This window comes from Lentilitoribacter sp. JB5-8 (assembly GCF_055693385.1).
The window spans coordinates 514973-539816 of sequence record NZ_CM146332.1; the positions used below are offsets into that span (position 1 = coordinate 514973).

The 24844-nt window shown below is 45.3% G+C and carries 24 protein-coding genes and 1 pseudogene; 8 read left to right on the forward strand and 17 right to left on the reverse strand.

What is annotated here, in order from left to right; all coding sequences use genetic code 11:
* Positions 1–57 precede the first annotated feature (57 nt).
* The 14 genes from ACZ1GZ_RS02470 to ACZ1GZ_RS02535 all read right to left on the reverse strand — a co-directional run bounded on the left by ACZ1GZ_RS02470 (position 58) and on the right by ACZ1GZ_RS02535 (position 14062).
* Complete coding sequence (locus tag ACZ1GZ_RS02470; protein ID WP_472666842.1) at positions 58–642, reverse strand: amino acid synthesis family protein; 585 nt, start codon at positions 640–642, stop codon at positions 58–60.
* A complete protein-coding gene (locus ACZ1GZ_RS02475) occupies positions 639–1220 on the reverse strand; it encodes an amino acid synthesis family protein (RefSeq protein WP_472666843.1) in 582 nt (193 codons plus the stop codon). Before ACZ1GZ_RS02475 ends, ACZ1GZ_RS02470 begins: the two co-directional genes overlap by 4 nt.
* Complete coding sequence (locus ACZ1GZ_RS02480; protein WP_472666844.1) at positions 1213–2076, reverse strand: UPF0280 family protein; 864 nt, start codon at positions 2074–2076, stop codon at positions 1213–1215. Before ACZ1GZ_RS02480 ends, ACZ1GZ_RS02475 begins: the two co-directional genes overlap by 8 nt.
* On the reverse strand, positions 2073–3578 hold the full coding sequence (locus tag ACZ1GZ_RS02485; RefSeq protein ID WP_472666845.1) for a 6-hydroxynicotinate reductase: 1506 nt from the start codon (positions 3576–3578) through the stop codon (positions 2073–2075). The genes ACZ1GZ_RS02480 and ACZ1GZ_RS02485 overlap by 4 nt, the downstream gene beginning before the upstream one ends.
* A complete protein-coding gene (locus ACZ1GZ_RS02490; protein WP_472666846.1) occupies positions 3571–6288 on the reverse strand; it encodes a molybdopterin-dependent oxidoreductase in 2718 nt (905 codons plus the stop codon). Before ACZ1GZ_RS02490 ends, ACZ1GZ_RS02485 begins: the two co-directional genes overlap by 8 nt.
* Complete coding sequence (locus tag ACZ1GZ_RS02495) at positions 6285–7115, reverse strand: FAD binding domain-containing protein (RefSeq protein WP_472666847.1); 831 nt, start codon at positions 7113–7115, stop codon at positions 6285–6287. The genes ACZ1GZ_RS02490 and ACZ1GZ_RS02495 overlap by 4 nt, the downstream gene beginning before the upstream one ends.
* A gap of 92 nt (positions 7116–7207) precedes the next feature.
* Complete coding sequence (gene pncA / locus ACZ1GZ_RS02500; RefSeq protein ID WP_472666848.1) at positions 7208–7813, reverse strand: bifunctional nicotinamidase/pyrazinamidase; 606 nt, start codon at positions 7811–7813, stop codon at positions 7208–7210.
* A 76-nt stretch (positions 7814–7889) separates the two neighbouring features.
* Positions 7890–8585: an ABC transporter ATP-binding protein gene (locus ACZ1GZ_RS02505; RefSeq protein WP_472666849.1), complete on the reverse strand. Its 696-nt coding sequence runs from the start codon at positions 8583–8585 to the stop codon at positions 7890–7892.
* Positions 8578–9309, reverse strand: a complete 732-nt coding sequence (locus ACZ1GZ_RS02510; protein ID WP_472666850.1) for an ABC transporter ATP-binding protein — start codon at positions 9307–9309, stop codon at positions 8578–8580. Before ACZ1GZ_RS02510 ends, ACZ1GZ_RS02505 begins: the two co-directional genes overlap by 8 nt.
* Complete coding sequence (locus ACZ1GZ_RS02515; protein WP_472666851.1) at positions 9297–10241, reverse strand: branched-chain amino acid ABC transporter permease; 945 nt, start codon at positions 10239–10241, stop codon at positions 9297–9299. Before ACZ1GZ_RS02515 ends, ACZ1GZ_RS02510 begins: the two co-directional genes overlap by 13 nt.
* Positions 10238–11164: a branched-chain amino acid ABC transporter permease gene (locus ACZ1GZ_RS02520; RefSeq protein ID WP_472666852.1), complete on the reverse strand. Its 927-nt coding sequence runs from the start codon at positions 11162–11164 to the stop codon at positions 10238–10240. Before ACZ1GZ_RS02520 ends, ACZ1GZ_RS02515 begins: the two co-directional genes overlap by 4 nt.
* A gap of 34 nt (positions 11165–11198) precedes the next feature.
* On the reverse strand, positions 11199–12497 hold the full coding sequence (locus ACZ1GZ_RS02525; protein WP_472666853.1) for an ABC transporter substrate-binding protein: 1299 nt from the start codon (positions 12495–12497) through the stop codon (positions 11199–11201).
* Positions 12498–12605: 108 nt separating this feature from the next.
* Positions 12606–13064 (reverse strand): hypothetical protein, encoded by a 459-nt coding sequence (locus tag ACZ1GZ_RS02530; protein ID WP_472666854.1) that lies wholly within the window; start codon positions 13062–13064, stop codon positions 12606–12608.
* Between the two features lie 17 nt (positions 13065–13081).
* On the reverse strand, positions 13082–14062 hold the full coding sequence (locus ACZ1GZ_RS02535) for a hypothetical protein (RefSeq protein WP_472666855.1): 981 nt from the start codon (positions 14060–14062) through the stop codon (positions 13082–13084).
* A 77-nt stretch (positions 14063–14139) separates the two neighbouring features.
* On the opposite strand from ACZ1GZ_RS02535, the gene ACZ1GZ_RS02540 reads away from it, so the two are divergent.
* Both ACZ1GZ_RS02540 and hglS read left to right on the forward strand, forming a co-directional pair.
* Positions 14140–14964, forward strand: a complete 825-nt coding sequence (locus tag ACZ1GZ_RS02540; protein ID WP_472666856.1) for a hypothetical protein — start codon at positions 14140–14142, stop codon at positions 14962–14964.
* Between the two features lie 20 nt (positions 14965–14984).
* Positions 14985–16358, forward strand: coding sequence for a 2-oxoadipate dioxygenase/decarboxylase HglS (gene hglS, locus ACZ1GZ_RS02545; protein WP_472666857.1), 1374 nt, complete (start codon positions 14985–14987; stop codon positions 16356–16358).
* On the opposite strand, the gene ACZ1GZ_RS02550 is transcribed toward hglS, so the two are convergent.
* On the reverse strand, positions 16348–17397 hold the full coding sequence (locus ACZ1GZ_RS02550; RefSeq protein WP_472666858.1) for an AraC family transcriptional regulator: 1050 nt from the start codon (positions 17395–17397) through the stop codon (positions 16348–16350). The genes hglS and ACZ1GZ_RS02550 overlap by 11 nt on opposite strands.
* Positions 17398–17510: 113 nt before the next feature.
* Between ACZ1GZ_RS02550 and ACZ1GZ_RS02555 the strand changes: the two genes are divergently transcribed.
* The 6 genes from ACZ1GZ_RS02555 to ACZ1GZ_RS02580 all read left to right on the forward strand — a co-directional run bounded on the left by ACZ1GZ_RS02555 (position 17511) and on the right by ACZ1GZ_RS02580 (position 24297).
* A complete protein-coding gene (locus ACZ1GZ_RS02555; protein ID WP_472666859.1) occupies positions 17511–19295 on the forward strand; it encodes an acyl-CoA dehydrogenase in 1785 nt (594 codons plus the stop codon).
* A 45-nt stretch (positions 19296–19340) separates the two neighbouring features.
* Positions 19341–20138 (forward strand): methylthioacryloyl-CoA hydratase, encoded by a 798-nt coding sequence (gene dmdD / locus ACZ1GZ_RS02560; protein WP_472668213.1) that lies wholly within the window; start codon positions 19341–19343, stop codon positions 20136–20138.
* Between the two features lie 52 nt (positions 20139–20190).
* Entirely contained in the window at positions 20191–21816 is a 1626-nt protein-coding gene (locus tag ACZ1GZ_RS02565; protein ID WP_472666860.1) for an AMP-binding protein, read from the forward strand.
* A 4-nt stretch (positions 21817–21820) separates the two neighbouring features.
* Positions 21821–22927: a dimethylsulfoniopropionate demethylase gene (locus tag ACZ1GZ_RS02570; RefSeq protein ID WP_472666861.1), complete on the forward strand. Its 1107-nt coding sequence runs from the start codon at positions 21821–21823 to the stop codon at positions 22925–22927.
* A 76-nt stretch (positions 22928–23003) separates the two neighbouring features.
* On the forward strand, positions 23004–23291 hold the full coding sequence (locus tag ACZ1GZ_RS02575) for a hypothetical protein (RefSeq protein WP_472666862.1): 288 nt from the start codon (positions 23004–23006) through the stop codon (positions 23289–23291).
* A gap of 100 nt (positions 23292–23391) precedes the next feature.
* Positions 23392–24297, forward strand: coding sequence for an SMP-30/gluconolactonase/LRE family protein (locus ACZ1GZ_RS02580; RefSeq protein ID WP_472666863.1), 906 nt, complete (start codon positions 23392–23394; stop codon positions 24295–24297).
* Positions 24298–24324: 27 nt separating this feature from the next.
* Here ACZ1GZ_RS02580 and ACZ1GZ_RS02585 read toward each other — a convergent pair whose 3' ends face one another.
* Together ACZ1GZ_RS02585 and ACZ1GZ_RS02590 are read right to left on the reverse strand one after the other, a co-directional pair.
* On the reverse strand, positions 24325–24630 hold the full coding sequence (locus ACZ1GZ_RS02585) for a hypothetical protein (protein ID WP_472668364.1): 306 nt from the start codon (positions 24628–24630) through the stop codon (positions 24325–24327).
* A gap of 69 nt (positions 24631–24699) precedes the next feature.
* Positions 24700–24822 (reverse strand): annotated as a pseudogene (locus ACZ1GZ_RS02590) (hypothetical protein); the annotation flags it as partial.
* Between the last annotated feature and the right edge of the window lie 22 nt (positions 24823–24844).

Here is a 24844-nt window from a genome sequence, read left to right on the forward strand (position 1 = left end):
AAGGAAAGACATAACTTACACAATACCGGATTGGTTCAATAAATCGTCGTCCACCGATTAACGCAAACCATCTTCGCCTTTTGCATCTTCATGTGTAAGGCCACCAACGCGCGGTAATGGGCGACCACTATCTGTCACCGCAACCGCCACCATCAATTCATTTGCGCGCGGCGCATCATTTAATCGCACTTCAATACCATCAAAATGACTACGCACATAAGCAGCATCCTTGTGTCCAAGCGGCACATCAAGCACCTGTCCCGGACTTCCCATCTTTTTAGAGGAAGCAACCAGTGCCGCACCTTTTTCAACTGATTTACGCAATGGTGCACCGAGTTTTGGATGTAAAATGGCTGCGGCATGTTCAAGCTCGCCATTTTCGCCCACCATTACAGATTTGCCATAACTTTCTGCCTCGGAAGGAGAGATACCTAGAGCTGCAACGCATTTATCACCCAAAAGTCCGCCAAGCGCGGCACCCATTTCCATCAGTTCAGATAGATCCTCTTGATAAACACCAGCAAATGGATTTTCGATCACTGCAACAGCAACAGCTTTGCGTGTGGCAGGCGAGATTTCACGACCAATCTCACGATGTGTTTCTTCCACATTTACCGCAATTTTTCTGATCTTCATGCTCATCGTAATCCATCCTCTCCCTTAATCTCAGACGCTTCAAGTCCACCGGACCGTGAATGCACGCGTGGACCAGTAGACATCACTAAAGCAAGCGCCATCTCACTAGCACGTGGCGCATCGTTGCATCCCACTTCCATCGCATCAAAATGACTGCGCACATAAGATGCATTAACATGGGTAATCGGCACATCAAGTCGCGCGCCTACACCAGCTACTTTTTTTGTCGATGGAACAATCGCATTTGAATTTGCCAATTGATCACGCATAGCGTAACCACCAGGCGCATGCCAAAGTGCACCATGCTCTAATTCACCAGCTTCTCCAATGATCGCGCCTTTGCCATAGCCCTGGATTTGATCAGCACCGCCGAGCATTTGAACAAGCTTTTTCGACATATCGAGCCCCAATGGTTTTAGATCATCCATAAAACCTTGAATATCTTCCTCATACCGACCTGAAAACGGATTTTCGATGATCGCAAGTATTGACGCCCGCTTAATTGGTGTTTCAGCGATCGGTCCGCCTTCGTGATAAGTCTCTTCAACAGACGTGACCAGTTTTCTTAAAATGACATCAGGCATACTGGATCATCCTTTCTTGTATTATGAGATTATTTTGTCCAATTAAACATTGTTGGTTCTGAAAGAAAATAGCCGCACTTTTAATCAATCCCGCTTTCAAAAACGCCTCTGCTTTTTCTTTACCTTGTTCAACTGCGATATGTTGGTCTTGAAGCGATAAATCCTCACAGCCAACCACGACCAATTTGCCTCCCAAATCACTATCAGGGCTCAATTCAGACGCAGGTTTTCGCGCCACTAGAGGATGATCAGGGATATCAACAGCATTGGCAATGAGCGTAGCAGCAACATCGGCCTGAGCTGCGCTCTCTGCTAATACCGTTACACTATCGGCAACACCCAAACTGTGACTTCGTCCATGGCGACCGCTTGTTGCTATTCCTGAAATATTGTCACCTGCATGAATATCAATTCGCCCAAGCTCGACACCCTTATGCGATTGCATCGAGGTGATAAATCTTTGCGCACCATGAAGATAAAGAGCGATATCTCCGCCATTATTTACATAGGCTTTTTCAAAATTTGCTGAATTTCGCATTGCCAATAAGATTGTATCAGCAACCGCACCTGCTACCGAAGCCATGCGAGTAACAAAATGATCATTTGCATAAGGGCGAGTTGCTTTGTGCATAAGATTTGCAATATCACCTTTTGGGCGCATAGTATCATCCAATAAGGGTAATCTTAAAGCAGGCAGTTCCGCCGCAAGTTCTTCCAGAACGGTTTCAAACCTCTCAATTGCAGCCTTAAACGCGTTATCTTGGTCACGATCGACAGAGATGATCAAATCAATAGGGCCATGCTGAAGATGAAGCCTTTGACCACAAGGTAAAATTGCTGCACTTGGCTTCATCATGATGTTGAACCATCTGCTTTTGTTTTAACCGACCATTTATAATTTGATGCACGCATCGGATTATGATCATTTTGACCCAATGCGACTTTACGCGTTTTTTGCGCGTTTATGTCTTCAACTTGTTTGATCTCATCAACATAGCCACCCAAAACACCATAATCACTGGCACGCATGGAAAACTCAATAGGTGCGACAAGTGCAGGTGTCGGCACATACCCAAATGAGTTTGTCGGCATGTCTAAAACATCAACCATGACAGTAATGCCACCACCAGGCCAAACATAGGCTTCAGCACCACCGCAAGACACATGGGTCAGTGAATTTTTAACAGACTTGGTCAACCGAACTGGATTCTCGGTCACGCCCGCACGTAAACTACCCCCTGCTCCGCCCATAAACAAAACGGAACACACAGATGGCTCGCAATTTTCCGCTATCAATTTGCAAGAGCTCAAAAGTTTCGGAGGAATTTCAGCTGGTACAGGTTTTAGATCTTTGTCTAACACAAAATATGCAAATTGTTCGCCGGTTGTCGACACCATCAGCATCGTCATGCCTTCGCGTGCAAGTTTTGCGTTAAAAGGCCCCAAAATTGTCAATGGATCTTCAATATCCGTACCACCCCAACCAATTCCTGGTTCGGCAACTTGAAAATAACGACCCGGCGTTGATCGACGTCCCAGCATTTTGATACCTGTTGGAGGAATATCGAGCTGTTTTCCAGCCTCATGCTCGGACAATACGCCAGTGATGTGGTCATCCACCACGACAACTTCATCAACTTCATCAAGCCATTGCTTTGCAAACATGCCAATTGTGGCGGAGCCACAACCAACGCGCATAAGCTTTTCTTCAACGCCGTTAATAATCGGGGGTTTTCCCGCCGCAACAACAACACTTACCTGGTCATCAGCTTCACCAATAAGCAACTCAACCGCGTCTCGGTTGCACAGCTTTAGCAGCGTATCACAGGTGACGCGCCCTTCTTTTTTTGAACCGCCAGTCAAATGTTCCACACCGCCAAGCGATAACATTTTTGAACCATATTCAGATGTCATAACATGGCCAACGGGTTCACCATCAACACGAACGACATCGCGTTCATGACCAATATGACGATCCGTATCGATCTTCACTTTCACACCGCAATAAGAAAAGATACCTTCGGTGACAACGGTAACCATATCAACACCATCTATGTCCTGACTGACAATAAACGGCGCTGGCTTATAATCCGGATAAGTCGTGCCGGCACCGACGGCAGTAATAAATTGACGATCACCTTTGACGATATCACCATCCCAATCATCGCGATCTGTGCCAGATAAGAACGGTACAATTTTGTGCTCAGTTTCATGTAGAACGGTTAAGGGATCAAGGCGCACCAATTCACCATCATGGTTTGCATATCGATCGCAAGCACCAGATTTCCCATCCGCGATGTAACACATGACGGGGCACGCATCACATCGAATTTTTTCAGGCTTTACACGATCAGTCATTTTCCAAAGCCCTTATAGCCATTCTTACCCGTGATGGCGTTGCCGGAACCTTGGTAATTCGCGCACCTGTTGCAGCATAAATGGCATTTAATATTGCGGGTGCTGTTGGGACGAGAACGTGTTCACCCAACCCTTTTGCACCAAATGGCCCATGCGCATCTGCATCTTCAATGATAAGCGTTTCAACCGGAGGCATATCCCCAATCGTTGGGATCAAATAATCATGCAAATTCTCGGTCCGTCCAGGAATATACTCTTCCATAAGCGCCATACCGAGCCCTTGCGCAATACCACCATGCACCTGCCCCTCAACAAGAACAGGATTGATAGCAAGACCCACATCATGCGCTGCGATAAATTTAATCGGCTTGACCGTTCCAAGTTCGGTATCAACTTCCATGATCGCCATTTGCGCCGCATAGCCAAATTGCGCATATGGCGACCCTTGACCATTTTCATCAAGCGGCACTGTTGGCGGATCATAAGTTTCTTCAGCGCGGAATACATAACCCTCATCATCAGAAGCTAAAGTCTTCAGATCAAGCAAATGGTCTTTGCCATTTTCCCGAACGCGAATAATCGATCCGTCAAAGACCAATTCGCTCTTCTCGCTCACATTAAAACGCTGCAAAATATTTGCCCGCAACGCTTCGCCAGACAATCGCGCAGCATTTCCTGAAACAAAGGTTTGGCGGGAAGCAGAGGTTTTTCCCGCATCAGGAGTAATATCTGTATCTGGTCCAAGCAATTGCATATTTGTGACGGGCACACCCAGCGCTGTCGCAAAAATTTGACTGATAACCGTGTTTGCACCCTGACCAATATCCATTGCACCTTGATGAAGCACAATGGTACCATCTGCTCTTATACCCGATTTGATCGTTGATGGGTTGGGAAGCGAGGTATTGCCACATCCATACCAACCTGAAGCAACTCCGACACCGCGTTTTAACACATCATTTTCTGCATTAAATTCATCGCAGGCTGTGCGCTCCTTATCCCAATGGGGTTTGAGCGCTTGCAAACATTGTTTGATGCCCACCCCTTGACTAAAAACCTGCCCGCAAACCGTTGGTTGACCCGCTTCGAGCGCATTTAAAATACGAAATTCAAGTGCATCCATCTCAACTTTGTTAGCCAACTCATCAAAAAGAGATTCTTGCGCAATGGCAGATTGCGGAACACCAAATCCACGGAAAGCACCCGATGGCGGATTATTGGTATAAATACCTTTCGATTTGGCGCGGTAATTTTCGATCAAATATGGACCAGAGGCATGTACAGGAACACGGTTCGCAACCGTTGGGCCCCAACTGGCATAAGCGCCCGTATCAAAGCCACCAAGGAAATCAAAGCCTGTAATTTTACCGTCGGAATTTGCACCGATCTTTAAATGAATATCTGAAGGGTGACGCTTTGTTGTACTTTGCATAGATTCAGTGCGTGTATAAGTTAGGCGCACAGGTTTACCAGTCTTGATCGCCGCCATGGCAAGAATGGGCTGAACAGAAATGTCGAGTTTTGAACCAAAACCGCCACCCACGCTCGAAGGAATAATCCTAATCTGATCTTTGCTTTTGCCCAGAATAATTTCCAACGCTTCCTGATCCATCACAGGCGCTTGTGTACAGGCATGAATGGTGACTTTTTCATCTATAACTTCAGCATAGCCCGCTTCAGGTTCAATATACGCGTGCTCGACAAAACCTGAATTAAAATGCCCTTCGACCACAAACTCAGAAGCTTCGATTGCTGATGGCGCATCCCCGCGCTGCACAAACCCTTCGCACATAAGATTGTTCTCATGTTTGTCATGAAGCTTAGCTGCATCATCTTGTTGCGCTTTATGTATATCCTGCGAGGCATCCTTTTCCTGCCAAGTAATGGGAAATTCATCTGGATCAAAATCTCGGATAAATTCAGGTGTAGCTACGAGTGCGGCAACTGCTTCACCGCGAAATCGAGCTTCGTTTACCGCGAAAACTGGTTGATCCTGAAACTGTGGGATCACCCCAAACGCGTTTTCACCTTCAATGTCATTGGCAGTTATAATTGCTGAGACTTCTGGATTGTCTTGCACAAAGTCATCCAAATCACCAAGCTCGAAACCTGCCCGCGGGTAAGGTGATCGTATGACAAAAATTTCAAGCGTTCCGGCTGGTGCAATATCATCACCATATAAATCTTGCCCTGAGACTTTTTTTAGACCGTCAAGTCGGCGTATCGAGCTGCCAACATGACCTGCACCATTGGATAAATTAGGTGCAGCATTTAAAACCGCGTCGATTATTTTACGGTAACCGGTGCACCGACATAAAACACCGCCCAACGCATCCTTAACCTCACCCTCGGTCGGTGTTGAATTCTCGCGCAGCATCGCAACTGCTGACACAATCATCCCCGGCGTGCAGATCCCGCATTGCGCGGCACCATGATCTAAAAAACTATTTGCAAGATCATCGACAATCGGTTCATTGGTATAAAGTCCACTCAAGGTTTCAACACTTTTGCCTTCGATCTGATGCGCTGGCGTCAGACATGCACAAACTACATCACCATCGACCAAAACGGAACATGCACCGCAGTCACCCGCATTGCAGCCAATTTTAACATCACGCGCACCAACGCGCTCGCGCAACATTTCTGACAATCGCTCACCTGGGACGGGATCGGAAGATACACTATTGCCATTGAGCGTAAATTTCGTCATGACATTGCCGCCCTAACTAATGCGCGCTTACACTGCTGAGCGACAACATCCATGCGGTACTCACAACTTCCACGCACATCATCAATTGGCGAAAGCACCGATAAATGTCGCTCGGTGATCTCAATATTCTCTACCTTTTGACCAATAATATCTGCTTCAAGCTCAGTTAAACGTTGCGCAACAGGAGAGCATGCACCAACTGCGATTTTGGCACTTGTGATAACTCCGTTTTCATCGCAAGTGATATTTGCAGCAGTCATAGTAATTGAAATGACTAGATATCGACGACTACCAAGCTTTTCAAAGGCAGATTTCTCTAAGACATCTGGTTTTGGAATAAGCACAGCTGATAAAATTTCATCGCCGGCAAGTGATGTTTTCCGAACATGTAAAATGAATTCCGATAACGGCATGGTTCGCATACCATTTGCCGCACTGATAAGCTCAACCTGCGCATCTAATGCTAAAAGCGGTGGCACGCCATCGGCGGCTGGAGAAGCATTACAAATGTTTCCACCTATGGTGCCGGCATTTTGAATTTGAATACTGCCCACTTCTTTTGCCGCTTGTTTTAACGCATCAAAACCTGCGGGAAGTTCCGCCTTTACGATATCAGACCATGTTGTGGCAGCACCAATACGATAATGATCGCCAAATAATTTAATACCAGACAATTCCGGAATTGAGGTAAGGTCGATAAATTTACGCGGTGAATGCCCTTGCTTTGCGGACGGATATAAATCGGTTCCGCCAGCTACAATCCTGCTGCCTTTAACCGCATATAGCCGAAGTGCGGTTTCCAGATCTGTCGGAGTTTCGTAGTGCAAACCTCACCTCTTTATCATTTGTGTACTAACGATAAAGAGGCGAACTTATTTTGTCAAACTGAAATACTTTTGTGCTTGGTAAAAACGATAAGCTAAAGCAAAGTGACACCGGCTTGAGACATGCCGATGCGCGCAGCATCAAGCGAGCCATCAAAATCAATTGCGCGGCATAATGATTGGTCAACGGTCACATCAAAACCAAGCTTTGCGCCATCAACTGCAGAAAAGTTGACGCAAAAATCTGTCGCCAAACCGACCATCAATAGTTTTTCAACACCCCGAGATTTTAGATACCCATCAAGTCCTGTTGGCGTCGTGTGGTCATTTTCAAAAAACGCCGAATAGCTGTCGATCTGAGGCCTAAATCCTTTACGAACAATCATATGGGCGGAGTCCACATTGAGATCTGCATGAAACTCAGCGCCATTTGATCCTTGGATACAGTGATCTGGCCATAAAACTTGTGGTCCATATGGCATGTCAATCAGCGACATAATTTCAGCGCCTTCATGCGATGACGCAAAAGAAGAGTGTCCTTCCGGGTGCCAATCTTGTGTTAAAACAATGGTTTGAAACTCTGACATAAGCGCATTCACGCCTGCAACAATCTGATCGCCTTCGTTTACTGCAAGCGCACCGCCGGGACAAAAGTCATTTTGAATATCGATTACAATTAATGCTTCGTTTGCAGCTCTCATTTTTGGCAATCCTCATGTTATGCGTCGCAAGACATTATCTTAAAAAACTAAGTTGCGGCAAGAGATTGCCTGAAAATCAAACACCCAAATAACGTTTAATTTTCTCCGGCGAGGCACCTAACTCTTTTGCGGTGAGGGTTTCAACCGATTTGCCATTTTCAATCATCGTAACCCGATCCGCCAGCGCCAAGACAGCATCGATCCGTTGCTCAACGAGAACAATGGCAAAACCTTCTTGCTTCATTTTCAAAATGACTTGCCTAATCTGCTCAATCATTGAGGGTTGCAAGCCTTCGGTAGGCTCATCCAACAACAAAACTTTGGGTCGAAGTGCTAATGCGCGCGCAGTCGCCAGCATCTGTTGTTCACCACCTGATAAAGTCCCTGCACGTTGATTAAGCCTTTCGCGCAATCTTGGGAATAAATCTAAAACCCAATCCTTGGTATCTGAACTCACATTGCGCACCATCAGACCCATCTCGATATTTTCAGACACTGTTAGTTCTGGAAACAATCGGCGCCCTTGCGGGATATATCCAATGCCACGCTTGGGTATTTCATGCCCCGGCAACGTGTTGATCAGCTCATCTTCAAGCGAGATACCGCCATCAGAAATCTGAACAATCCCCATGATCGATTTCAAAAGCGTTGTTTTACCCGCGCCATTTCGGCCCATTACACATAAGATTTCACCAGCTGCAACACTGAGCGACACGCCGTGCAATACTTCAACCTGCCCATATCCGGCATATATGTCTTTTACATCAAGCATCTTCCGACGTACCTAAATATGCGCTTTGGACAGCTTTATTTTGCTGAATTTCTGTTGGCGAGCCCTCAGCAAGCAATTCCCCAAAATTGAGCACAGCGATATGATCCGCAGATTTCATCACCACATCCATATTGTGCTCGATTAGTAAGATTGTCGTCTCACCAGCAAGAGATTTGATAAGCGCTATAAATTCTTCAACTTCAGATTCGGATAAGCCTTGCGTTGGCTCATCCAAAATAAATAGTTTAGGATTTTGGGCAAGCCCCATAGCAATTTCTAAAATGCGCTGATGTCCATAGCTCAGATCGCCTGCGATTTGGTCCGCACGATCTAACAAGTTTACTTGCGAGAGCACCTGCGACACCCCGTCAGCGATGTCTTTTGTTTTAAGTTTTTTTGCACGGCGTAGCGATAATTCAACATTACGCGCAACGGTAAGCCCTGGGAAAATTGAAGTGATTTGAAAGGTATAGGCAATGCCAAGCTGAATGCGCTGATGTGCGGGTAAGGCGCTAATATCCTGACCATTGAAAAACACCCGACCTGATGTCGCGGGAATTCTTCCACATAACATGCCAACAAAAGTTGTTTTGCCGGCACCATTTGGTCCAATAAGCGCGGTAATAAGCCCCTGCTGTAGCTTGAAATTAATATCGGTATTAGCCTGCAAACCACCAAAGGATTTGCTCAAGCCTTGTGTTTCTAAAATCGTTACGGAAGCCAAGGTAGATACCTCCGTCTTAATTCGCCGGCTAAACCTTGCGGTGCAAACAAAGTGAGCAACACCAATGCAAGACCAGCAATAAGCATATAAGCGGGTGTTATCGCGCTGGAATAATCAATTAAGTAGAACATGAAGATCGTACCTATCAGCGGCCCGATGGTAACCCCGGCACCACCCAACAACACCCAAAGCAGAGGGAAGATTGAATATTGCACCGTCGCAAATGTCGCGCCAGCATATCCAAATAACAGCGCGTAAGCGGCACCTGCAGACCCGGACATCACGCCTGAAATTATAACCGCCTGAAGCTTTAATCGCATAACATCATATCCAAGCATGGTCGCGCGTTCTTCATTTTCGCGGATAGCGACAAGCGCTAAACCAAAGCCGGATCGGACAATATGAGCGATGATGAAAAAGCAAATTGCAAATAACAACAGAGCTGCAAAAAAACGTCCCATCGGGCTGGTCAGATCAATCATGCCGATCATACGGTCCGCCTGCTGAATAACAAAGCCCTCATCGCCGCGGGTATATTCACCAAAATATAAGATTGTGAGGTAACCCGCCTGGGCAAACATTAAGGTCACAATCATAAAGGCGACACCAGTTGTTCGCAGGGCTAAAAATCCGACGCAGATAGAGACAATTAAAGCCAGCAACAATCCGACAACTATTGCAGCAATCGGATTAAAATCGAAAAACTGCATAGCAAGACCAAGCCCATACATGCCCGCCGCAAAGAACAATGCATGCCCCAAACTTAATAGACCCGTATACCCAAACAATAAATTATAGCCCATTGCATAAACGGCCAGCACCAATATGCGTGCTAAATTTCCTGAGTGATATTCAGGTAGGATGAAAAATGATGCAGCGAGAACGGCAACGACACCGATATGTAACCAATTTGAACGTTGGGCATCCGTCATGAGCGAATTTTCCCCATCAATCCTTGAGGTCTAAAGACCAGCACCATTGCAACTAATAATGTCGCCAAAATCTTGGCAAGCGTCGGAGAGAAAAACACAGAGATAATCCCATCGCTCATACCAATGAGTATCGCGGCAATGACAGTCCCAGGTAGGCTACCCAAACCACCAATGATCACAACAATGAATGATAAAAGAAGTGGGTCATGGCCCATCAAATAATGCGCTTGCTGGACCGGAACCACAAGCACGGCGCCCATTGCGGCCAATCCTGCGCCCAATCCAAACACCCATGCATATACGCGTTTAACCGGGACACCAAAGGCGCGCGCCATCTCGCTATCTTGTTGTGTGGCACGCATAATGAGACCAATTTTAGTTTTGGTCATTAAAACCCAAAGTGCTGTTAAAATCGCAATCGCAGCGACGATGATGAAAAGCTTATAACTGGTGATGGAGAGACCCCAAGGCCAATAGATCTCAAAACCATTTTCGCCAAACTCAAACCAAGGGATCGCCAAGCGCTGATTAAATGGTGCTTCAACGGGACGCGCCTCAGGACCAAAGGTCATAAGTGTGACTTGCTGAATAATATACAAAAGCCCGATTGTGCCAACGATCGTGCGATCCGGATCATAATCAATCCTTTGCAAAACAAGCCGGTCTGCAACAGCTGCAATGACACCAACCAGGATCGGGGCAAAGATTAAAGCGGCGATAAAGCCAACTGCCGAGTGACCGCCAAGTAGGTGGGCAACCCACCAAGCAATAACTGCGCCCAACATAAAAAATTCACCATGCGCGACATTCACGACGCGCATGATGCCAAATACGATACTTAGGCCCATCGCTGTCATCGCCAAAACTGCGGCAATAACAGCACCCTCAAGGGAGGCAAGAATTAAATGCGGCCCAAATTCCATTTTGTTTTCTCAGTCTAAATTTCAAGCTCTGCGATTAGAATGGTTGTGTTGTGTAATCCACTTCGTCCTCATACAACGTGTCTTCAATTGATGTTGTATGCGACACCACAAGTTTTCCATCTGTTACTTTTGAAATGTATTGAGATCCAAATGTTTGGTGAGTTTTACCGTTAAAGCGCTTCGCACCTTGCGGATGATCATCTGACATCGGCATATCTGACATGGCTTCCACAGCTTCAATCAGTTTGGCACGATCTTCAGGGCCTTTATAGCCTGCAGATTCCATGCCTGCTTTAACGATGTTGAGTGTTTCCCAACAACCGAACATATGGGCAAATGTAGAGACGTCTTTAGCATCGGATGTCGAAGCACCGTTTTCATCAACGCCCACAGCTTCACGATAAAGCTTGTCATGCGATGTTTGATCGGCTTGCGCGTAACGCGGCATGCCTTCCCAGAAATATGTACCTTCCAAGAATTCAAGACCAGGACTGTTGATATCAACGGCTTCAAGACTGTCGATAAAGCCGAAGATTTCCGGGCGGCTTGGTCCGAAGAATTCACCCAATTCTTTCACAAATGTGAGAACAGCTGGGCCTACCATCACGTGATAAACAACTTCAGTGTCACGCGGGATTTTCGGGAAGTATTTTGTAAATGATGTTTCCGCCGGTGGCACTGCAATTTTTGCAACAACATTACCGCCCTGACGTTCAATCGCTTCACTGAAGAAATCGCGGTGATCATGACCAAACGCAAAGTCCGGATAGATCATAGTGACTTTCTTACCCAGATTGTCGCCAACAAATGGCGCCATTGCTTGCACCTGACTTTTCACATCTGTGATACCTGGCTGAAGCGTATATCTGTTGAGCTTACCACTGGCGACATGGTGTCCCTCGGACACAACAAAATACGGCAGCTTTAATTCACCCGCACGAGGGGCGGATCCGAAAACAACGTGACTGAACAATGTACCAAACGCGATATCGCAATTGTGCTGTGATGCAAATTTCTCAACCACTTCCGCGCCGCGCTTTGGATCTGTGCCATCGTCCTCAGCAACGATTTCGACCGGACGTCCATTGATACCACCCATATCGTTGATCCGCTTAACAGCAGCTTGTGTTGTACGATCATACCAACGGCCATAGGCTGCGCCGATGCCGGTTCTATGAACCTGGAAACCAATCTTGATCGGCTCTGATGTTTGCGCTTGCGCGTAGCCCATCATCTTTGGCAAACCGGTTGTTGCCAAGAGTGCACCTGCACCAATTCCCTTTAATGTATTGCGGCGGGAGATCAGTTTAGATCCCTTCTTCTTATCAGTCATTTTCGTTCCTCTCTGGAGCTAATATGGATAATCCTGCACTGGCAGTTTGTATGTATACTAATGAATTGTCCAGCCCTTTTTTTACAAAACCAAATACCGAACGAGCTGCTAAGCACCCTTCGGAGCTGCCAATAACCAAAGACCAAACCATGTATAAGTTGCCATAAATATGGCAATGGGAATATGAAAAATAACTACGTCTTTCCACGCATTAAAGTGTTTTGCGATTGCATAATGAGCCATTAACACTGCAATGATGTGACCAAAAACAACGAGGCTGGCCTGCGAAAGCCAAATACGCCTCACACTCGATATCTCATTTAGATAACCTGTTGTAACTTGATAGTTTTCCAATCCCAAAAAGTTCGATCCATTGCCCAACGGATCCGACAAAGCGGCAACTAAATACTGTCCATTGACCATTAAAGTCGTAAGATAATGCGATGCGTGATAAACCGCAGCAATAGGCAAAACAGAAATCGCCAACATTGTAAAAAGTTCTAAAAAATTTGTCCGACGTCCATCCTTGCTTTGATCGGTTAAATCAAAGCGATGAGTGAGTTTCATACCCGCCCAAATACAGGCTACAAATATACCATATAGGAGTAAATTTGCCCCCAAAATTCCGAAAGTCGACTGCCAAACCACTGCTGATCGCCCCGGAAATGCGAGCGGATTAACGTCAATTTGAACCAACCACCAGAAGGTTTCATTGACCCCATCAAAGCTACCAGAACCCAAAACTGAAAGTAAAAAAAGGCTTGCGATACAGAAATATTGCGAGCCTGCAGCGCTTGCCAGCCAGGCAATCCTATGCGCCAGCCCCTGCCATTTGGTAAAATCTTTAAAGGTGACAAATGCGATAAAAGCGAGAATAAAATGGTGAAGCATTCCACCTGATGAAGCCAGGCCTTTGCACCAAAAATAATCATGCCGATAAAGGTAAAAATCACATAGCCTAGAACAAAATTGGATAGTCGCGCCGGATCATCGGGAGCAATATCTGCAATTATAAATGCGTAAAACGCGACAAAGACGATTATAGCTGGCCAACATCCAATCCCCTTTGGAAACGAAACATTTAAACAAACATTGTGGAGGAGCCGATTAAATAAACCGCTCCATGGGTTAATCCATGCCCAAATATTTCCAAAGACACTGTGCATCATGAAAATTGCGATCCACCAAAAGGTCCAAATGGACAAGGGCAACATATTGACCAAAGGATCACGTGAACCAATTGCACCAATCACAATCAGAAACATAACCAATGCCAAGGAGAAAATACTGATAATATCTTTCAACAGAGCATTTTGAAAAATTGCATCAAATGACGGCCAAGAGATGTGAATAGGCTTAAAGAACGAAAACACCCGATCATGGGGTAAAAAAGTGACAAGCAGCATGGATGAGATAACAGCAAGACACCCGCTAATAATGTAAATATTAGTGGGAAGAAGAAGCACAATACCCTGTTCGGAAACATGGGCTGCGGCAATTTTTGTTGTCGACAAAATCACAAACCATGCCATTATGAGCACATTCAACAATGCTCTAACTCTCATTGCATTTATCCCCTTAAGCTTGACACTGATTTGCCAAAGAATAGTGACTGCTTATTTACAACAACGGATCGAGACTAATGTCAAATAGCCGAAAACTCACGATAATCGCTATATTAATTCTCGGTGCTGTTGCTTTGTTCTGGTCGCTAAACACGGTAACTTCACCAATACTGGTTTCAAACGTCAAAGCGGTAAAAATGACCGACACCATGTTTTCAGTTTATCTAAACATGCAAAATGACGGCGAGGCTGATTTCATTACCGAAATAAAAGCATCGGATCAAAATAGTGCCTTTATAATGGGCGCGCATTCAGAATTTGGAGTTGCGATACCAAAAGGTTCATCACCTAGCTTCTCATCTGACGGTGCACATATCATGGTCAATGTTCAAGGTAATACATATCACCCAGGTGAGTTTATTCCGCTTACCGTTGCCTTTAAAAATTCGGGCTCACAACAAATCAAAGCAGTTGTACAAGACCCAAATGCAAACAAAATGAACATGGGTGATGACAATAAGGAGATGGATCACTCGCAAATGGATCACTCCATGCATCAAATGGGTGCGGCGATTGAATTAAACGCAAACCAAAACCCACCAGCCATCGAAATGAACGTTTCACAGAACACCGACGAAACTTGGTCCGTTCAACTGACAACTCAGAATTTTGAATTTTTTGAGCCAGAAACAGAACCGCTTGCCCATGAAGACGGTCAAGGACACGGGCATCTTTATTTGAATGGACTAAAACTTCAACGCATGTATTCCAATACTGCAACAATCGGAAAATTACCCGAAGGACAGCATATGATTTCTGTTACATTAAACAGCAACGATCACCGGGCATTTTCAGTTAACGGAAAATCCGTTTCAGTATCATTCGAAGTCAACGTGCAATAAACTGAATCATGGGAAAAGCTATGTCAGAGTTATCATTTATTCATCCAAGTGATTTACGCGCAAAATTTTCATCAGCCATGTCACTCATGTATCGAGATGAAGTTCCTGCCTATGGCACATTGATGGATTTGGTTGCTGAGGTAAATTCATCAACACTTGGTGCAGACCAAGAACTCGCACAAACACTTAAATCAACCAATGGACTTTCTCGCATATCAGATGAAAGACACGGCGCAATCCGCCTTGGTACTGAGGCCGAATTAAAGCTCATTCGCCGGGCATATTTTCAAATGGGTATGTTCCCCGTTGGCTATTATGATTTAAGCGTTGCAGGCATTCCTGTTCATTCAACTGCATTTAGACCCATTGAGGGCGAAGCACTTTCCATCAACCCGTTTCGCGTCTTCACGTCTTTGTTGCGGTTAGATCTAATAGAAAATCAAGCTTTGAAAAAAGATGCTGAAGCCGTTCTTGCCGCGCGAAATATCTTCACCGATAGACTAATCGAAATGATCGGTCAGGCCGAAGCTCAAGGTGGTATTTATAACAAGGATGCGGATGAATTTATCACAGAAATTCTCATCACATTTAAGTGGCATCCAAAGGCTAGTATCACCCAGGAACTTTATGACCGTTTGCATCAAGAACATCGTCTGATTGCCGATGTCGTGTCGTTCAAAGGCCCGCATATTAATCACCTAACACCACGCACGCTTGATATCGATCAAGTTCAAAATTTAATGCCTTCGCGCAATATTACACCGAAGGCTGTCATCGAAGGTCCGCCCAACCGCAAATGTCCAATTTTATTGCGCCAGACATCATTTAAGGCGCTTGAAGAATCTGTCGATTTTTTAGATGTTAAAGATGGCAAACACACCGCGCGATTTGGTGAAATTGAACAACGCGGCATCGCGCTTACACCCAAAGGCCGTGCGCTCTATGATCATCTGCTAAACGAAACAAGAGCGAAATGCACCCCCGCACCTGATGGTTCTAATGCGCAAGAATATGTTCAGACTTTGCAGGAAACATTCTCAGCATTTCCCGATGATTGGGCAACAATACGCAAACAGGAACTTGGCTATTTTCACTATCAGCTTGCTGAAAACCACATTGGAACAACTAATGATCAGTCGTTTGAAGGCATGGTTGAAACCGGTCAAATTCAGTTCAGTCCCATTGTATATGAGGACTTTTTGCCCGTCAGTGCAGCCGGTATTTTTCAGTCCAATTTAGGCGATAAGAAAGCTGCCAATATCGTGCATAATTCCAATCAGGAATTATTTGAAACCCAGCTCGGCGCCAAAGTGTTGGATGAATTTGCACATTATGCAGCTTTAGAGAACGCATCAAAAGAACAATGTCTAAAGCAGTTAAAGGTCAATAATTGACTTTAAAACGGTTGGGCAAAGTTTGTTGGGAAACGGCAAATAATCGAGGTGTCGTTCCGGTCCAGCGCTTAAAGGCAATGTGAAAATTAGCAGCTGATGAGAAGCCTGTTTTTTGTGAAACTTCTTCAATGGTTTTATGGCCATTATGCAATTCACGAATGGCAATGTCGCGCCGCAATCCATCTTTTATTTCCTGAAATGATGTACCGTCATCCTTTAATCGGCGCATTAAGGTTCTGGGTTCAAGGTTTAACTCATCGGCGACATATGCCAGATTACAATTTTCCCAAGTGGAACGATACAATATCTCACGAATTTGCAATGTGCGCGTATTCTCATGCAGATTGGTAAAAATCCAGTCACGCGGTGCGCGTTTTAGAAATTCAACAAACTCTGTATCCGTACGACCAACCGGACGTTGATGTTTGGCAAGTTCAAATGAGATTGCGGAATATGGGTTGCCAAAATCAATCTGCGTTGGGAAAACCACATTATAATCTTCGACGAATTCCGGTTCATCAAACGCAAATTGAACGGACTTAACAGCAACCTCTCGTCCAGCCATCCAGGATAACAATCCATGGGCCAGTTTTAAAATCAGCATATGCCCAAATCGTTGCACGTCTTGTTCACCAACTGGCTTGAGCATAAGTGTATAAAGATCTTCATCATTATCTAACTCAAACTGATAATCATCGAGTAACAAATTCCAAAAGGTTGAAAACTTATAAAGCGCTGAAGGCAATGACTTGGCTTGACGCACAGCTGTCAAAAGATGTTGGAGTGCACGCACCCGTACCGGTCTTGACCAAAGCCCCATCATCTCATCGCTGGTTTCAATCGCAGCAATGGCATAGAGCCAAACAATTTGGTCAAGGGTAACACGTTGAAACGGCTGACCATCGCCGTCAATAAGTCCCGCTCGCTGCAGAAAAGAATCCAGCTGCTGCTTGGAACAAACCCCCTTTAAGGCATCCAGCCAATCATCAATAAATAGATATGATACTGTTGCAACGCGTGCAGATTGATAGACTTTCATACACCGATGATAATCAAATTTGTCACTTTATAAAAGGATTTTGTCACATAGAGTGTATTTTTGATTCATTACATTGATAGTATGACATTATAGAATAATTGAAGAGGTTTCACATGCCATATAAAGCGCCAATTGAAGATATCATGTTCAATATTGAGCATTTATCATCTTGGGCTGATGTTACAGCGCTTGAAACCTATTCTGATATTACCAGCCAAGATGCTGAAGCGGTTCTCGATGGCTTCGGTCGTTTTTGCTCTGAAACCATTGCTGATCTCACATCAATTGGCGACACCAAAGGTTCCAAATTTGACGGTGAAAAGGTCATCTTGCCGGATGAATTTCAAACCGCCTATGATCAGTTTGTTGAAATGGGTTGGCAAAGTCTGCCACACGATACGTCTCATGGTGGCATGGGCCTGCCGCGCGCATTGGGTGCAGCGGCAACCGAAATATTAAATTCCTCTGATCTAAGTTTCGGACTATGTCCTCTTTTAACAGACGGCGCGGTGGATGCCTTAATGCTCGCAGGGTCTGAAGCGCAAAAAGCGCTTTATCTTGAAAAGCTCATTTCCGGTCGCTGGACAGGAACTATGAACCTCACCGAACCACAAGCAGGTAGTGACCTCGGTCGGGTTCGAACCAAGGCAGTGCAAAACAACGATGGCACCTATGCTGTCAGTGGCACCAAAATTTACATCACCTATGGTGAACATGAATTATCAGAAAACATTATTCATCTGGTTCTAGCGCGTACGCCTGATGCACCTCCCGGCCCAAAAGGCCTCAGTCTCTTTATTGTGCCGAAATATCTCGTTATGGATGATGGTACACCCGGCGAGCGCAATGGTGTGAACTGCATCAGCATTGAACATAAGCTTGGCATTAAAGCGAGCCCAACAGCTGTACTTGAATATGACAACGCCACAGGCTTTCTGATCGGCGAGGAAAATCGCGGACTTCAATACATGTTTATCATGATGATGAGCGCCCGATTCTTGGTCGGCATTCAAGGTGTTGCAGTTTCTGAGCGTGCTTACCAACATGCGCTTGCATATGCCAAAGACCGCGAACAAAGCCCTCCGGTTGATCGTTCAAAAAATGAAGCAGTAACCATCGCACACCACCCGGATGTTCGTCGCATGCTCTTGCGCATGAAGGCACTGGTTGAGGGTGGCCGAGCATTGTCGGTTGCCACCGCTGGCCTGTTAGATCTGGCGAAAAACGGTAGTGAAGAACAAGCCGCAACCGCAAAACCCATGGCCGAATTTCTTGTCCCACTTGTGAAAAGCTTTTGTACTGAACGTGCATTGGAAGTTACTTCACTTGGTGTCCAAATCCACGGCGGGATGGGCTTTATTGAAGAAACTGGTGTAGCGCAGTTCTATCGCGACGCGCGCATCTTACCGATTTATGAGGGCACAACAGCCATTCAAGCCAATGATCTCTTGGGTCGGAAAATTCTGCGCGACAAAGGCGCGCTTGCCAAAGAGATCATGGCTCAGATCAAAGAGACAGAAACTAAATTGAAATCTGGAAGCGCACAGGCCGTTAGCTTTGCAAACAGTTTAGAGAAAGCCCGTGGGGCGTTTGAGACGAGTATTAATTGGCTTATTGAAAATGCCAATGACGATGTAAACGGTGTTTATTCTGGAAGTGTCCCGGTCCTTATGTTGGCAGGAAACTTGGCTGTAGGATGGCAATTCGGCAAATCGATATTAGCAGCCGAAGCAAACATGGCACGCGGCAAGAACACAGCTTTCCATGCAGAAAAAATCGCCACCGCATGTTTTTACGCGCAACATATTTTAGCGGAATGCGAGTTGGAAAAAACACGCATCGTTGAAGGTGCTGACAGCATCTATGCGGATGCGTTCAAAGACTTTGCAATCACATAAGCAGTAAAAGAGTTTGAGTTTAGAAAGGCGACATAAATGTCCGACATGAAACCACTACCAGAATATGAAAGGCTCAAACTTGAAGCTCAGGATAATGATGTTGTTATCCTCACGCTCAATCGCCCAGATAAACGCAATGCGCTTGATGTCCAATCAATCGAAGAATTGGTTGATTTCTTTTCCAACACGTCAAAGCTCGGCGTTAAAGCTGTGGTGCTAGCTGGCGCTGGCGATCATTTTTGCGCCGGTCTTGACCTTATTGAACACTGGAAGGCAGATCGCAGCCCGGACGAGTTTATGCATGTTTGCATGCGCTGGCACGAAGCTTTTAACAAAATGGAATATGGTGGTGTTCCAATCATCGCAGCACTAAAAGGTGCTGTTGTTGGCGGTGGCCTTGAGCTCGCAAGCGCAGCTCATATCCGAGTGATCGACGACACAACTTATTTTGCATTGCCTGAAGGACAACGCGGCATTTTCACAGGTGGCGGTGCCACTATTCGCGTCTCTGATATGATCGGTAAATCTCGCATGATCGATATGATCCTCATGGGGCGTGTTTATCAGGGCCAGGAAGCTGTTGATTTGGGTTTGGCTCAATATATGACCGAAGGTTCAAGCTTCGACAAAGCTATTGAACTCGCCAATAAAGCTGCCCAAAACTTGCCGCTCACAAATTTCGCTATTTGCTCAGCCATCAGCCACCTCAACAATATGTCTGGCATGGATGCAGCTTATGCAGAAGCTGTGGTCGCCGGTGTGGTCAACACGCAACCAGAAGCACGCGCACGGCTGGAAGCTTTTGCCAATAAATCAGCCGCAAGGGTGAGACCCAACGACTAAAAGGTCACGAATTAATTCAAGATAGTCATGTTTATATCGGGAGGTAACGGGCATGCAAAAAAATTTCGATGCATTCGACAAAACAAGCGCCAATTATGTGCCGCTTTCCCCAGTCTCATTTTTAAATCATGCTGAAACACTTCACCGCCAGCGCACCGCCGTTATCTACGGCGATATCAAACGAAGCTGGGCAGAAACTGCAATTCGCATACGTGGGTTCGCCAAAGGACTTGCAGCTATGGGAATTAAAAAAGGCGACACGGTCTCCGTCCTTTGTCCGAACATTCCTGAAATGCTCGAAATGCATTTTGCGCTGCCAATTTCCGGTGCTGTTTTAAATACGCTCAACACGCGATTAGAACCGGAAACAATCGCCTATATTCTTGGTCACGCCGATACGCAGCTCCTCATTGTTGATCAGGAATTGATCCCCGTGGTGGAGAAGGTGTTTGAGATCATGGGGTATTCCGTGCCTTTAATTGAAATTAGTGATCCCAATGCACCAAGTTCAAACACACTTGGCGGGAAAAACTACAATGATGTGATTGAAACAATTACCGAAGCTAACAAACAAAATGATCATCCAAATGACGAATGGAATGCCATTTGTCTCAACTATACCTCTGGTACATCTGGGCGACCAAAGGGTGTTGTCTATCACCATCGTGGCGCATATCTCATGGCATTGGGCACCATCGCCGCATGGCAAACACCGCATTACCCGATTTACCTCTCTGTCGTTCCGATGTTTCATTGCAACGGTTGGGGACACCCTTGGGTTATGGCCATGTTGGGCGGCACAGTAGTTTTCACCCGCACGATGGCCGCAGACATATTGCTCGATGCCATTGGCAAATATTCAGTCACCCATTTTGGTGCAGCACCGATTATTTTGCAGATGCTGACTGATGCGAAATCTGACGACATGAAGCCTTTTGACCCGAAGGTCAAAGTGCTAACCGCTGGTGCGCCTCCGCCCCCATCTGTTCTAGAAAAAACCAAATCAATGGGACTTGAAGTCATGCAAGTCTATGGGTTGACGGAAACTTACGGGCACATTTCTCAATGTTTATGGCAAGAAAGTTGGGATAACCTTGATGATGCCAAACAAGCACAACTGCAGGCCCAGCAGGGTATAGCCATGCCGATGGTTGATGCTGTTACCGTCATCGATAGAACTACAGGTTCACCTGTTGCATCAGACAGTCAAACTCAAGGTGAAATCGCCATTCGCGGCAACACTGTTATGAAAGGCTACTACAAAGATGTAAGAGCCACAGAAGACGCATTCGTTGGTGGCTATTTTTGGTCAGGCGACGGCGCTGTTGTTGACGAAAAAGGCTATATTCAAATCAAAGATCGCCTAAAGGATGTCATCATCTCCGGTGGTGAGAATATCTCGTCCGTTGAAGTAGAGGCTGTGCTCTTTAGGCACCCATCCGTTCAGGCCGCCGCGATTGTTGCAAAACCCGATCCAAAATGGGGTGAAGTACCCTGCGCATTTGTAGAGCTCAGGGAAGATACTGAGGCCACTGAAGATGAAATTATTGACTTTTGTCGAGAACATTTAGCTGGGTTTAAAACGCCCAAGAAAATTGTTTTTGCAGAACTACCAAAAACCTCAACAGGAAAAATTCAGAAGTTTAAGCTTCGCGAAACAGCAAAGTCACTGGACTAGAACAATGAACCAAATCATCGCACGATCATCACGCCTTCGCGCCACACCATTTACCCCACGAGTAGAAGCTGCTGGTGTGAAGGGATATTCCGTTTATAACCGGATGCTATTGCCGACAGCTTTTGTATCAATGGAAGCTGATTATCATCATTTAAAATCCCATGTGCAGGTATGGGATGTAGCAGTTGAACGGCAGGTTGAACTCAATGGCCCAGATGCGACGAAACTCATGCAAGTGTTAACACCACGTGATTTAAGCAAGATGCAGTCTGACCAATGTTATTATGTGCCAATTGTCGATGATAATGGCAAAATGCTCAATGATCCGGTCGCGCTAAAACATAGTGATACACGCTGGTGGATTTCAATTGCAGATAGCGACTTGCTACTTTGGGTCAAAGGTCTTGCTGTTGGCATGAACCTCAATGTGGATGTCTTTGAACCGGATGTCTCGCCATTAGCCGTCCAAGGGCCGAAATCAGATGAACTTATGGAACGCGTCTTTGGTTCAGAGGTCAAAGATATTCGCTTTTTCCGCAAAAAACGCCTTAAATTCGGCAATACATCCTTCATCGTCGCCCGATCAGGATATTCCAAACAAGGTGGATTTGAGATCTATGTCGAAGGTAGTCAACACGGTGTTTACATCTGGGATACATTATTTGAAGCAGGTGAAGATCTTAATGTTCGAGCTGGTTGCCCAAATCTTATTGAGCGCGTTGAAGGAGGCCTGTTAAGCTATGGCGGCGATATGAATATGAACAATACGCCACTTGAATGTGGGTTGGAAAAATTCTGCAGTCTGACACAAAACGTCGACTATATTGGTAAAGCTGCGCTTTTGCGCGAAGCCAAAAATGGCCCCTCTAAACAAATCCGGCCGATATCTATTCACGGTGATCCGATCACACCATTACAATCCCCCCACTCGATCATTAATGGCAACCGCGAAGTTGGTCAGATCACAGCTGCAGTGTGGTCTCCCGATTTTAACACAAATGTTGCAATCGGAATGGTAGACAAAGATCATTGGAATCCAGGAACAGAATTTGACATTTATACGCATGACGGCAGACGAACAGCAAGAATAGAGGAAAAATTCTGGAATTAGTTGCAATTTTGTTAAGCTTCGGGAAACTTTCGGTTTTTAAGGTCGTTGGAAAAACTCTTACGATGGGTGTTGAATAATGGTTTTACCAAGTAAACAGAATAACATCTCTAAGTTTTTAAATCCCGAAGCTGAAGAAGACAGCTATATCGATATGTATAATGCTGCTTTAGAGCTCGAACCATTTCAAAGAGCAATGATGGCGCAATATTATTATCAGCGCGTACATCTCAGGGAACTCGGACTTCGGATTTCAGCCACATGCGAATTTCATATTCTGCAACGTGTTTTCGGTAGTGGCGCAGAGATCATTTTTGAACAATCCGAAAAATATCTCAGCGATCCGGAAGCACCTACAGAAATCTAATTCCCCACAAAGCTGATAATATAATTTACTCGTAAGTGATATTGCATTAGAAAACGCGCTCGTTATCCCTTAATGACGCTTTCTTAAAATGTTGAATATCATGACGAACAATACAGACCATAGCTTTTCACTTCAGTCTTCTGACCTAAACGTGTTTTCGGACATAAAATGCCAATTGGGCGAAGGTCCTTTATGGCATCCATTGCGAGATGAATTACTTTGGTTTGATATCACCAATAACACATTGCATGCCCAAAGCGCCTCCAATCATCAGAGCTTTGAATTTGATGAAAATGTTTCTGCGGTTGCATGGATTGATGAGACTTCAGTGCTCATCAGTGGTGAAAACGGTCTTCAAACTTTATCTTTGGATAATAACACAAGACAAACCGTCATAGATATCGACAATGATAATTCCATCACCCGATCCAATGACGGTCGCGCGGATCGTCAAAATGGTTTTTGGGTCAGTACCATGGGGAAGAATGCCGAACAGGGCGCGGGTGCCATCTATAGATTTTACAAAGGTGAAGTTCGCCGTCTGCACAACAACATCACAATCCCCAACGCAATATGTTTTTCACCCGATGGTGAAACCGCATATTTCGCAGATTCAATGAATAAATGTGTCTTCAAACAAAAACTAGATCTCGAAACAGGCTGGCCAATTGCAGATGCTGAGATATTTATCGATTTTACCTCAATCGACAAAACACCTGATGGTGCGGTTGTTGATGCATTGGGCAATATCTGGATCGCTTTTTGGGGTAAAAGCATGGTGGAAGGCTATACGCGAAATGGGCAAAACATCGGTCAAATAAAGCTCCCAACACCGCACACGACTTGCCCAGCTTTTGGTGGTAGTGACACATCAACCTTGTTTGTCACAACTGCCATGCAAGGGCTTGATGATGAAGCTTTGGCAAAAGATGAAAATGCTGGCAAAACCTTTTCAGCTAAAACCAATATCCAAGGTCTTTCAGAGCCAAGCGTACTCCTGAAATAAAAGCAAAAGTACAAAGCTTATTTGGTCTTAGTAAGCTGTATAAAGATTAGCGCTACCTTGGTTACGCTTCTCCAACCGTTCAAGGTTTATGATCGTTGATAGCATTAAACGATCATGGCTCCAGTCAGCAGGTTTTTGAACCGTGAACGAAAACATGCCAGCAAACACCACCATCAAAATTGCCAATAGCGCCAAACGGATCTTGGAAAATCCTGTATCCCAACCAGTCACGGCAGATAGCAAACGATTTTCTAATAACTTTTTCGGGCGCGCAGAAAAGAAACCTGCTTGTGTTTGAATAAGAGCAACTTCCGGAACTCTTACCTTGAACAAGCTTGCACGTTTAAAACGGCCATTACATACACGTAGCAGGCATTCGCAATAGTCCCGAGCTGAGAACAATCCCCGTTTAAGAACATTCTGGTCACAGGACAACTCGCGAAGTTCTTCAATCTCGCGCTTGAAATAATGAAAAGCAGGGTTCCAAAAAATACAGGTGTAAGCAATGCAAATGCAAATTCCCAATCGACATCTTTTTGACGTAGAT

Excerpts from the sequence above, each read along its gene's own strand:
- ACZ1GZ_RS02525 (WP_472666853.1), bottom strand. The coding sequence starts at position 12,497 with ATGACTGATAAGAAGAAGGGATCTAAACTGATCTCCCGCCGCAATACA.
- ACZ1GZ_RS02515 (WP_472666851.1), bottom strand. The coding sequence starts at position 10,241 with ATGACGGATGCCCAACGTTCAAATTGGTTACATATCGGTGTCGTTGCC.
- ACZ1GZ_RS02530 (WP_472666854.1), bottom strand. The coding sequence starts at position 13,064 with ATGAAACTCACTCATCGCTTTGATTTAACCGATCAAAGCAAGGATGGA.
- ACZ1GZ_RS02480 (WP_472666844.1), bottom strand. The coding sequence starts at position 2,076 with ATGATGAAGCCAAGTGCAGCAATTTTACCTTGTGGTCAAAGGCTTCAT.
- ACZ1GZ_RS02475 (WP_472666843.1), bottom strand. The coding sequence starts at position 1,220 with ATGCCTGATGTCATTTTAAGAAAACTGGTCACGTCTGTTGAAGAGACT.
- ACZ1GZ_RS02505 (WP_472666849.1), bottom strand. The coding sequence starts at position 8,585 with ATGCTTGATGTAAAAGACATATATGCCGGATATGGGCAGGTTGAAGTA.
- hglS (WP_472666857.1), top strand. The coding sequence starts at position 14,985 with ATGTCAGAGTTATCATTTATTCATCCAAGTGATTTACGCGCAAAATTT.
- ACZ1GZ_RS02490 (WP_472666846.1), bottom strand. The coding sequence starts at position 6,288 with ATGACGAAATTTACGCTCAATGGCAATAGTGTATCTTCCGATCCCGTC.
- ACZ1GZ_RS02540 (WP_472666856.1), top strand. The coding sequence starts at position 14,140 with ATGTCAAATAGCCGAAAACTCACGATAATCGCTATATTAATTCTCGGT.
- dmdD (WP_472668213.1), top strand. The coding sequence starts at position 19,341 with ATGAAACCACTACCAGAATATGAAAGGCTCAAACTTGAAGCTCAGGAT.
- ACZ1GZ_RS02470 (WP_472666842.1), bottom strand. The coding sequence starts at position 642 with ATGAGCATGAAGATCAGAAAAATTGCGGTAAATGTGGAAGAAACACAT.
- ACZ1GZ_RS02555 (WP_472666859.1), top strand. The coding sequence starts at position 17,511 with ATGCCATATAAAGCGCCAATTGAAGATATCATGTTCAATATTGAGCAT.
- ACZ1GZ_RS02575 (WP_472666862.1), top strand. The coding sequence starts at position 23,004 with ATGGTTTTACCAAGTAAACAGAATAACATCTCTAAGTTTTTAAATCCC.
- ACZ1GZ_RS02485 (WP_472666845.1), bottom strand. The coding sequence starts at position 3,578 with ATGACTGATCGTGTAAAGCCTGAAAAAATTCGATGTGATGCGTGCCCC.
- ACZ1GZ_RS02565 (WP_472666860.1), top strand. The coding sequence starts at position 20,191 with ATGCAAAAAAATTTCGATGCATTCGACAAAACAAGCGCCAATTATGTG.
- pncA (WP_472666848.1), bottom strand. The coding sequence starts at position 7,813 with ATGAGAGCTGCAAACGAAGCATTAATTGTAATCGATATTCAAAATGAC.
- ACZ1GZ_RS02520 (WP_472666852.1), bottom strand. The coding sequence starts at position 11,164 with ATGGAATTTGGGCCGCATTTAATTCTTGCCTCCCTTGAGGGTGCTGTT.
- ACZ1GZ_RS02570 (WP_472666861.1), top strand. The coding sequence starts at position 21,821 with ATGAACCAAATCATCGCACGATCATCACGCCTTCGCGCCACACCATTT.
- ACZ1GZ_RS02550 (WP_472666858.1), bottom strand. The coding sequence starts at position 17,397 with ATGAAAGTCTATCAATCTGCACGCGTTGCAACAGTATCATATCTATTT.
- ACZ1GZ_RS02580 (WP_472666863.1), top strand. The coding sequence starts at position 23,392 with ATGACGAACAATACAGACCATAGCTTTTCACTTCAGTCTTCTGACCTA.
- ACZ1GZ_RS02535 (WP_472666855.1), bottom strand. The coding sequence starts at position 14,062 with ATGAGAGTTAGAGCATTGTTGAATGTGCTCATAATGGCATGGTTTGTG.